We start from the raw sequence: 8,495 nt of genomic DNA, 5'->3' as shown, positions 1-8,495 counted from the left end.
GCCAAATTACCCATAATAAAAGAACCCCACCCCGCCAAAGCTGTGCTTTGTCTCCCCTCCCCGCAAGCTCTTAGGGGTTGGGGGTGGGGTTCTTCGGGTTTAATAAGTAATCAAGCGGACATAATATTACAAGTTTTTTTTGGCAATGTAGAGCATCTAAACTGAAAACAACACCCTCAATGTCTAATAACCCAAGTTGCGGGTTATGGAATACAAATTTACTACTGAATGCGGTCGCGCACTTCCTAGTGGTGGAAGCGCGACGCGCTTCCACCACTTTAGCGAAATCGAAAGTACAAGTGCTGAACCAGGTTTTAGTATTACATTTAACTCATTTAATGAATGCTTGTTGAAGGGTAAATGCAAGAATGAATGCTTGCAGCTTCAGTAAGTACAATCACTGCTTTCTTTTAGTATCATTCCTATTTGATGAAATAAATCGTTGATTAGCATTGAAACATTGTGTAATCGTCGATTAAATCGTGATTTTTCTAACATATCTGGTATCAATTTATGGTCTTTCATATAGGTACAAGCCTTATGATGATTACCATTAAAGAACATTGCTGCAATTACTGCAGTTGTAATAATTTCAGCATCGCTCATCCCACGACGACAATCTTCATCGTGTCCGTAGGCGCAGCCCGCCGCAGGCATCGCTTTTAACAAGTCGTCGGTGATAGCATAGATGGTAATTATTTCATTAAGCATTTTCCCCTCCTACTTTTTTCTCTGGAGGGGATTTTATTGCTTAACTTACCCCATGCGATCGCTTGAATCTATAACTAGCAACTTGGGTTATTAATGTTACTGGAGTATTTCTGCCATCCTTTCATTCTGCATCTTCCGACGCCTCCGTTGGGCATCCCAAACGCGCACACATATTCTGGCAGTGTTACCCGTGGTTGCAAATTGGCTATAGTGACCAAATTAGGTGGTAACTGTTCAGCAAACAACCGTCCTGGATGGATTTCATCCCACATCGAACGCATCTGTGCTCCTCGTCCTTTACCAGGGGCATGGATACCAAAACCAGAGATAATACTGCACCAAACAGGTTGGAAATGTCTTATAAGTATTGCTTCTCCCCAAGCAACCAGTTTTGGCTGGTTCATCCAAAAAACTACCAGTATGTCCTGGATAACTTCTCGCTCCTGGAATGTAAACGTGATTTTGAATTTCTACTGTCACATCGGTGTTTTCGGGCGGTGGTAAATCAGCGATCGCATCCCTGACAGTAAACCAGAGGGCGTTCTTTGCTATCTATGGCGTGGCGTTCCCAATATTCACCAGTAATCCACTTATGCCAAATAAGCGCTTCTTCGGTATGTGTTGGTTCAGGGAAAGACCAGTTTGCCTCTAAATCAGAGCGAAAGCCAACAATAAAAACCCGCTCCCGCTTTTGCGGTACGCCATAGTCTGCTGCATTCAACAGTCTGAAGGTAACGCGATAATCAAGGTCATCACTTAAGGGGAGGAAATTTCTAGTCCCTATCTAGATGGTGATAAGTTTGAGGCGATCGCTGCTTCTTTGTACCCGATTTTACAGCAGTATTTTCAAGTTTGAATTGGTGCTTGCGCTCTCCAACCCCAAATAAGCAAGCAGAGGTAATTGCAGATTGCAAAAACGCTAGTTAAATATACTGTTAACCTGACTCAAGATGAACATCAACAATTAGTGAGTTTAACTAAGAAATGACATAAACCACTAGAATTCTCAATGTTTAGATGAAGTTACTGTTAAGACCTGATGTTTAATCTAAAGTTCAGTTAATTTAAATTTATTAAAGATTATACCAAAATATGTTGCAAATTTAATAATTAATTTTTCAGGCAGTGTTAGCATATAATAATTAGAAGAACGAAGGATTACGTAAATTTTTATTTTTGCGAATTTAGTAGTTAGAAAATAAAATTTTACTGACTACTTACTAAATTATTTCTCATCCTATCTACAACTTAAATCATGATTTCCAAAAAAATCTCTACAAAAATTGCTTATATTGCTGCTATCTGTGCATCTATAAATATTGTAGCTATCACTAAAACTTCTACAGCAAATGCAGCAAGTTTAAGTATAGCTAATGCAGGTTTTGAAGAACCAATAATAGGAGAAGGAGACTTTACTATTAATGTGTTACCTGGCTGGACATTATATGATCCATCTAACCTGACATCTGCCAGTATAGGTGGTGGTGAGCCAATTTATGGTGTATACAATCCTACAGCAGACGTTTATTTTAACGAAGCTCCAGAAGGTAATAATGTTGGATATGTTTACCTCACTTATCCGCCTGGAAGTGGTGCTGTGGGAATATCACAAACACTTACCAGTCTATTGACAGCGAATACCAAATATACCTTACAGGTTGAAATCGCCAATATTCCACCTGTGAATGGTTTCACCACTTTAAATGGTTTCCCTGGCTATGCTATTCAATTATTAGCTGGAGGAACTTTACTTACTCAAGATTATAATAACCTGAGCATAACAGAAGGAGCTTTTGTTACCTCTAGTATTTCGTATCTTACTTCAGCTAATAACCCAAACTTAGGGAAACAATTAGAAATACGATTGCTAAATATTTTACAGAGCGATGGTATAGAAATTAATTTCGATAATGTGAAATTAAACGCAACTCAAATTCCAGAACCTGAATCGATTTTGGGTATAATATTAGGATTTATAGGTGCAAGTTTAACCTTAAAAAAGAAAAATCATTAGACAATAAGGAGTATGAACTTGATGTAATACTCCTTAATTTTTTTGAGGACTTTCGGCAATAAAAGGAGAATCGATTGGGAAGGCGATGGACTACGCCCCGTAAGAGCGATCGCTGTAAAAGCACTATTAGAACAAATAGCTCTCTTCCACAAGGATGAATTCACAATCTACCTGAGAAAAGTTTTTATCCTTTCACAAAAGCAATTATGGTGTTAGTACTAGCTTGTTCTATATCAACTACTAGGTTACAACCATAAAGGTACGTGACTTATTTACTACTAGTATTAGTTGCAGTGACTTTAGTTGCAACGGTATTGACCACTATCAATTGCTCAAAACACAAAGTTTTAGTGACTAAAATCGTCAGTCTTCAAAGCTTATAGGTAACTTCGATGAAAATCTGTGATAACGCCTTGACTGGATAAAGGTAATTGAAGGAGTGTTTTCGCTAGCGAGGGGTTTCATCAACCCAAGAGAGTTTTATTTTTATTCATAAATCCCTTGCATCTAACAAAAAATTATTTTCGAGTCAAAGTTATACTGCTGGAGCGATCGCCTGTGGGTTTATTAATGCTGACCTTCTTGGAAAGCTGGCGACGAAGCACTTTCTAATCGAGAAGCTGTAATTGAACTCAACGAAACTCCCCCCATACTAGTAGTAGGGACAATGCTGTGGCTGGACGGGGGAAAATGGCTCAGAAGCATATAGAAATTAGAAGTCAGAGGTACTTCAAGCTCAGTTCACAAATCGCTCAGTTGGATAATGCACAATTGCGTTCTCTGTTTGAAAATAGTGAGTCGAATGAGTCGAGTACGGGTTGGGGAATTATGTGTTAAATAGAGCGATCGCCATTCAACATGACCGAGCATTCTATGGACGAGAATGAAAAACGAATCCTTGACTCATGGCAAATGAATGCTTTGTTATGGACACAAGCAATTCGTAATAAACAAATTTATTGTCGTGCGATCGCCACAGATGCCGCTATAGTCAAAGCAGTAAGCCAACTTAATCCAAGAACATTCTTAGATATTGGATGCGGTAAGGGATGGTTGTCTCGACAGCTTTTTTCTTTAGGAATTGATGGCTGGGGTGTTGATTTTTGTGCCGATCTCATCGACGCAGCAAGGCATAGTGGTGATTATCGTTTTGTTGTCTGTTCCTACTCGGATCTTGCATCACAAAGATTTAGCACTATTAACTATTTCTCTTGCTTCATCTGCAACTTTTCAATTCTAGGCGAATCCGCTCTTGATGAGATCGCCAAGGCAGGTCATAGCCTGTTAGAAGACAAAAGCAAAATAATAATTCAAACACTTCATCCGATAATTGCTTGCAGTGACTCTACATACTCCAATGGATGGCGCGAAACTTCATGGCAAACAGTTTCGGATAAGCCATTTCACCCTACTCCTTGGTATTTCAGAACACTCGAATCATGGATCAACGATTTTCATGCTTTGAATTACCGATTGCTAAATTTATATGAGCCGTGTGATCCCAAGACGAACAAACCGATTTCAATTATTTTTGTCTTTGAGCGCCTACCAACTGCTCTCAGTATTAATACTAGGTAATATTTTTATTATTGGTAATATTAATTGAAACATTAATGTATTGCATTCTGAAGTGCGGAATGTGGGTTTTACAAAAGGCGATCGCTTGGTCAAGTCGTCGAAGTATATCCCAAAGCACTTACTGAATCGAGTTCAGGAGATGGAGCGGGAGAAGGCGGCAGTGAGGGAGATTTTGGTGGTGTTGGGGATGAGAAAATGATGGTTTTGAGGCTGTACCTCCACAAATCTGCACTAAGTTATCCACCAGTTGCGGTAGGCTCAGTTAACAAAGTGAAGCAACTGTTAGCGCGGCAGATTGTTGTACTAGCGAATGTGTTGATGCTGTTGTAAGTTTATAGGACAATAATCAAAACTGACTCAAGCAGAATGTTCTCAACTCAGTCCTGTCGGGTCGTTTCTTTTCACTCAGCCTAAACTTTAGTCAAGAAGAGACCTGCGTAATGTAGTTTATAATTACCTTGCTGCTGCTTTAGCAGCTTGCTCAATGCATGTGCCAATATTGTTCCGACCATTATCATAAACCCAACTATACACAGGATAAGTTATGGTACTGCCCTTTGAATTTGTGAAAGTATATTGACTAAAAGGGTTAATACCTTGTATTGCGCGGATGGCATCTAACAGCGCTAACTGCAAAACTTGGTGTATTTCTTTAGTTTCAGCAATTCTCGTGGTAATTGCTGATAAGAACAAGCCTAATTATGCTTGGATATCTTTAATACCAATAGTACTTTTCTTTCTACTGGATTCTTACTACTTAGGTCAAGAGAGAAACTTCCGTGAAATATATAACAATTTCGTTAAAGACTTGCACTCTGGCGAAGTTGGAACTGATAAACTCTTCGTCTTGAAGCCGCCAAAAGGCATGAATGTAGTCAATTTGTTATTTTCCTCCAGCCTCTCCTTTTCCGTATATCCGTTTTATCTGACTCTGGTACTCACTGTCATTATTGCAAGATTTCTCATTCTTTAGCAGTTGCAATGTTTCCCTTGATAACACCTGCTGTTTACCATCCCTTGCACTGAAAAAGTTCCAATAAGATTTATTAATACGTTAGTTCTGGAATTTTGGCGGAATCTCCATTTCTCGCTTTGTAACTTGTTAGTGGTAAGTTGACCATATACCTCATTTTGACTTTTCTCCTTAAGTCTCTCAAGATCGCTGCCAACCCTCACACAGGTTGTGCAATTTTAACCAGCCCCGCCACAGTACCTGAATACCAATGGGTGTATTACGTCGATGTTCTAAATAACCCCCTAAAGGAGCGATCGCAACCAAGCGCCCAACTAACATAAATAGCATACACCAGTAGAGGGTCACAGTTATCAAAACGGTATGGAGTACGGAAATTAACTGGACAGTCACAGATTATCGATGAAGCTAAAAAAGTAAAGCTACCGTCCCACAAAGGTTTCAGCGTCAGCTTGAGAGTTGCTAAAAAATGGATAAAGTCGAGTTAAGGTAGTGCCTTTTATCAATAGTGTGTATCTGTTTTAATGAGTATGCTAAAAACTATCAAATATCTAGCCGAAGTGGTAAGATTTTCTGGAATCAGTTTCTGTGCATTTGTAGCTTTGTACAGATTGTAAATAGTACCATTCATTAAACCATTCTCTGTAGCAGCTATGCATATTAGTATTACAGACGACCTAAAGAAACGCTTTCATGCTGCTTGCGCTTTACAAGGGCGCAAGATGAGTCAAGTTGTGGTGGAGATGATTGAGCTATGGCTAAAAACCAATGAAGTGCAATCATCTGCTCAGGTACGGAGAAAAGAAACTGCCGTAAATTAGAGTTTACTGGTAGTATTGATGACCTAATAGGACTTGCGATAAATTCATGGTTAAATGCTAATCCTAGCAAAATTAAAAAAGTATCTTTCAGCCTGCCTTTTGAAACTAGTACAGCACGGCAAAAATCCAGCTACGATCTCAATTAACAAGACTTGGGGCTTAACAAGTTGCTCACAGCAACTTGTTAAAGGTAGGCAAACTTCCGCCAGAGTGTACTAGTTACTTAAAATGGGAAGCTGTTATGGATAAAGAAAGGTAGCCATGCAACTAACTGGTCTTCAGCGCCAAGAACTACTCCTAGCGATAATTATTGCTTATCCTAATGAAGCTGATTTAAAAAGAATGGTCAGTTTTGAGTTAGAGGAAAACCTCAATGCGATCGCTGGGTAAAAATATCTTACTGAAGTTGTTTTTAATTAAATGGGCTAATTCAAGAGGACAACTAGAAAGCTTACTTATTGCTGCTTACAATACAAACCCCGATAATGAAAAATTACAAAGTTTTTATAAAACTATCATTCAGCAGAGATTTACTATTAACTAGTTCCGTGGGTTTAAGTCCCCCGGTTCAATAAAAATTTTGTTTTGTGTTGGGGTTAAATCCCCATTACAAAACAAAATTTACGAAAGCGTTGCGGGGCGTTCGCATTTAGCGTCTCTAAGAGTTGCCCATTACGAATTACGAATTACGAATTACGAATTACGAATTATTTAATCCTGCCACCCTGTATGCAAATGATATGGGTTCCGATATCCAATGGTTAGGGTCAGAGAAAAAATTACAATTGGAGGGTTTATTTCAATCTGAACCAGATTTTCGGGATATTAGCTTTTTGAAGCGAGTCATCGAACAAACAGTATCCGTATGTCAGTTGGAAATTCTCTCACCGAGTCAGGAAAGTGAAAAAGGCAAAATAAACATGGATCTATCTGAATATCGTAAAGAGTTAGGCTCTGCCATTATTAGTGCCTATCCTACCATCAGCGGGTTAAAAATAATGATCCGCGATCATTTCAAAGAAAATCCGGATGTAGTTGCTGGAGGAGAGACGCTTGATGTGAAGGTTTCTAATTGGATTGATTGGGCGATCGCTCAAAGTCTAGAACAAGAGCTTGTTGAAGCAGCATATCAAGGAAATAGTAATAATAAAAAATTAAAAGCAATTGCACAAAAACTAATACCAAATAGCTCAAGTTTTATTCAAGGAATAGTAATTAATAAAAAGGAATTTATAAATAACTACAGTAGTTTTGAAGTTTTCTTTTCATACTCTCATAGAGATAAAGAACTGCGAGATAAGTTAGCAAATCATCTGAGTAGTTTAAAACGGGAGCATGTAATTAGTACTTGGCATGATCGTGATATTAATGCTGGCTCTGAATGGGCAAGAGAAATTGATGGTCATCTAAATTCCGCACAAATAATTCTACTGCTGATTAGTGCCGATTTTATTGCTTCTGAATACTGTTTTGATATTGAAATGAAACGAGCGATGGAGCGACATGAAGCTGGAGAAGCTTGCGTCATCCCAATTATCCTTCGTCCAGCCGATTGGGCCGGAACACCATTTAAAAAGCTCAAAGTTTTGCCAGAAGATGGCAAACCTATAACTACTTGGGACAATCTTGATGCAGCTTTTTTAGATGTTACCCAAGGAATCCGTAAAGTAGTTGAGAAAATGAAAAACCCCTTAAATTGATCTAAAAAAATGAGTCAGCCAAGTGGAACAAACGAACCAGATATAAATCTGTCTGACCATCGAACAGAATTAAACAAAGCTATTATTAGCGCTTATCCTACCATACCTAAATTAACAACAATGATCCGTGATTATTTCAAAAAAAATCCGGATGTGGTTGCTGGTGGAGAAACGCTTGATGTGAAAGTTTCTAATTGGATTGATTGGGCGATATCTCACAGTGAAGAAAAAGAACTTATTGAGGCAGCATATCAGGGAAATACTAACAATAAAGATTTAAAAACAATTACACAAAAACTACTGCCAAGTCTCTTTTTAGAAAAGCCATTATATGATGAACGAGATACAAATAATCGACCTGACTTACCAGCACCCCCCACTACAAAAATATTATGGCATCAGCGCATTCCTTTGCGCCGCCTCCGTAATACATTCCTAACAAGCGTAAGTCTAACTACCTTCATAGTAATCATACGTTTATTAGGAGTGTTTCAAAACTCAGAACTTTTGGTTTTCGATCAGATGATGCGATTTTCACCAAGTGAGAAGCCAGACGATCGCTTACTGCTCGTTAAGAGGCTGTTTGAAAAGTCGGAGAGATGGTAAAAAAGCTCTCTCAGTATACGCTGTGAATAGATAGTAGACAGCACTGAGAGAGCAACATGAGTAAAGCATACCCCAGCAATCTGACCCGTGCT

At 38.7% G+C, this 8,495-nt stretch carries 14 protein-coding genes and 1 pseudogene; 10 read left to right on the top strand and 5 right to left on the bottom strand.

The features are described 5' to 3' along the window. Positions 1–390 precede the first annotated feature (390 nt). The 3 genes and pseudogenes from LC653_RS43330 to LC653_RS43320 all read right to left on the bottom strand — a co-directional run. A pseudogene (locus tag LC653_RS43330) lies at positions 391–711 on the bottom strand (IS982 family transposase); the annotation flags it as partial. 74 nt (positions 712–785) lie between these two features. After that, complete coding sequence (locus LC653_RS43325) at positions 786–1,115, bottom strand: Eco29kI family restriction endonuclease (protein WP_229501433.1); 330 nt, start codon at positions 1,113–1,115, stop codon at positions 786–788. Between the two features lie 101 nt (positions 1,116–1,216). Beyond that, the gene (locus LC653_RS43320; protein ID WP_229501432.1) at positions 1,217–1,432 is read right to left on the bottom strand and encodes a DNA cytosine methyltransferase; all 216 of its coding nucleotides are present in this window, start codon (positions 1,430–1,432) and stop codon (positions 1,217–1,219) included. A 534-nt stretch (positions 1,433–1,966) separates the two neighbouring features. Between LC653_RS43320 and LC653_RS43315 the strand changes: the two genes are divergently transcribed. The 5 genes from LC653_RS43315 (at position 1,967) to LC653_RS46640 (ending at position 4,633) form a co-directional block, all read left to right on the top strand. Further along, positions 1,967–2,725, top strand: a complete 759-nt coding sequence (locus tag LC653_RS43315; RefSeq protein WP_229501431.1) for a PEP-CTERM sorting domain-containing protein — start codon at positions 1,967–1,969, stop codon at positions 2,723–2,725. 690 nt (positions 2,726–3,415) lie between these two features. Then, a complete protein-coding gene (locus LC653_RS43310; RefSeq protein ID WP_229501430.1) occupies positions 3,416–3,562 on the top strand; it encodes a hypothetical protein in 147 nt (48 codons plus the stop codon). 36 nt (positions 3,563–3,598) lie between these two features. Then, positions 3,599–4,303 carry a class I SAM-dependent methyltransferase gene (locus LC653_RS43305; RefSeq protein ID WP_229501429.1) on the top strand — a complete coding sequence of 235 codons (705 nt, stop codon included), beginning with the start codon at positions 3,599–3,601 and terminating at the stop codon, positions 4,301–4,303. A gap of 61 nt (positions 4,304–4,364) precedes the next feature. Further along, positions 4,365–4,502, top strand: coding sequence for a hypothetical protein (locus LC653_RS43300; protein ID WP_229501428.1), 138 nt, complete (start codon positions 4,365–4,367; stop codon positions 4,500–4,502). After that, entirely contained in the window at positions 4,499–4,633 is a 135-nt protein-coding gene (locus LC653_RS46640; protein ID WP_267923433.1) for a hypothetical protein, read from the top strand. The genes LC653_RS43300 and LC653_RS46640 overlap by 4 nt, the downstream gene beginning before the upstream one ends. A gap of 123 nt (positions 4,634–4,756) precedes the next feature. Here LC653_RS46640 and LC653_RS43295 read toward each other — a convergent pair whose 3' ends face one another. After that, entirely contained in the window at positions 4,757–4,996 is a 240-nt protein-coding gene (locus LC653_RS43295; RefSeq protein ID WP_229501427.1) for a hypothetical protein, read from the bottom strand. 460 nt (positions 4,997–5,456) lie between these two features. After that, positions 5,457–5,597: a hypothetical protein gene (locus LC653_RS43290; RefSeq protein ID WP_229501435.1), complete on the bottom strand. Its 141-nt coding sequence runs from the start codon at positions 5,595–5,597 to the stop codon at positions 5,457–5,459. Between the two features lie 332 nt (positions 5,598–5,929). On the opposite strand from LC653_RS43290, the gene LC653_RS43285 reads away from it, so the two are divergent. The 5 genes from LC653_RS43285 to LC653_RS43270 all read left to right on the top strand — a co-directional run bounded on the left by LC653_RS43285 (position 5,930) and on the right by LC653_RS43270 (position 8,403). Then, positions 5,930–6,097, top strand: a complete 168-nt coding sequence (locus tag LC653_RS43285) for a plasmid partition protein ParG (RefSeq protein ID WP_229501426.1) — start codon at positions 5,930–5,932, stop codon at positions 6,095–6,097. 261 nt (positions 6,098–6,358) lie between these two features. Beyond that, complete coding sequence (locus LC653_RS46635) at positions 6,359–6,487, top strand: effector-associated domain EAD1-containing protein (RefSeq protein WP_267923432.1); 129 nt, start codon at positions 6,359–6,361, stop codon at positions 6,485–6,487. Beyond that, positions 6,471–6,641, top strand: coding sequence for an effector-associated domain EAD1-containing protein (locus tag LC653_RS47710; protein WP_372478301.1), 171 nt, complete (start codon positions 6,471–6,473; stop codon positions 6,639–6,641). Before LC653_RS46635 ends, LC653_RS47710 begins: the two co-directional genes overlap by 17 nt. Before the next feature lie 289 nt (positions 6,642–6,930). Next, positions 6,931–7,797, top strand: a complete 867-nt coding sequence (locus LC653_RS43275; protein ID WP_229501425.1) for a toll/interleukin-1 receptor domain-containing protein — start codon at positions 6,931–6,933, stop codon at positions 7,795–7,797. A gap of 9 nt (positions 7,798–7,806) precedes the next feature. Beyond that, positions 7,807–8,403 carry an effector-associated domain EAD1-containing protein gene (locus LC653_RS43270; RefSeq protein ID WP_229501424.1) on the top strand — a complete coding sequence of 199 codons (597 nt, stop codon included), beginning with the start codon at positions 7,807–7,809 and terminating at the stop codon, positions 8,401–8,403. Positions 8,404–8,495: the final 92 nt, after the last annotated feature.

The sequence above is a fragment of the Nostoc mirabile CHAB5784 genome (assembly GCF_020829645.1).
GTDB lineage: Bacteria > Cyanobacteriota > Cyanobacteriia > Cyanobacteriales > Nostocaceae > Nostoc > Nostoc mirabile.
The sequence above is the reverse complement of the archived record's forward strand: the minus strand, read 5'-3'. Positions and strand labels throughout refer to the sequence as shown.

Coding starts and splice junctions, on each gene's coding strand:
- LC653_RS43325 (WP_229501433.1), bottom strand. CDS start 1,115: ATGAACCAGCCAAAACTGGTTGCTTGGGGAGAAGCAATACTTATAAGA.
- LC653_RS43270 (WP_229501424.1), top strand. CDS start 7,807: ATGAGTCAGCCAAGTGGAACAAACGAACCAGATATAAATCTGTCTGAC.
- LC653_RS43290 (WP_229501435.1), bottom strand. CDS start 5,597: ATGTTAGTTGGGCGCTTGGTTGCGATCGCTCCTTTAGGGGGTTATTTA.
- LC653_RS43285 (WP_229501426.1), top strand. CDS start 5,930: ATGCATATTAGTATTACAGACGACCTAAAGAAACGCTTTCATGCTGCT.
- LC653_RS43315 (WP_229501431.1), top strand. CDS start 1,967: ATGATTTCCAAAAAAATCTCTACAAAAATTGCTTATATTGCTGCTATC.
- LC653_RS46635 (WP_267923432.1), top strand. CDS start 6,359: ATGCAACTAACTGGTCTTCAGCGCCAAGAACTACTCCTAGCGATAATT.
- LC653_RS46640 (WP_267923433.1), top strand. CDS start 4,499: ATGATGGTTTTGAGGCTGTACCTCCACAAATCTGCACTAAGTTATCCA.
- LC653_RS47710 (WP_372478301.1), top strand. CDS start 6,471: ATGCGATCGCTGGGTAAAAATATCTTACTGAAGTTGTTTTTAATTAAA.
- LC653_RS43310 (WP_229501430.1), top strand. CDS start 3,416: ATGGCTCAGAAGCATATAGAAATTAGAAGTCAGAGGTACTTCAAGCTC.
- LC653_RS43305 (WP_229501429.1), top strand. CDS start 3,599: ATGGACGAGAATGAAAAACGAATCCTTGACTCATGGCAAATGAATGCT.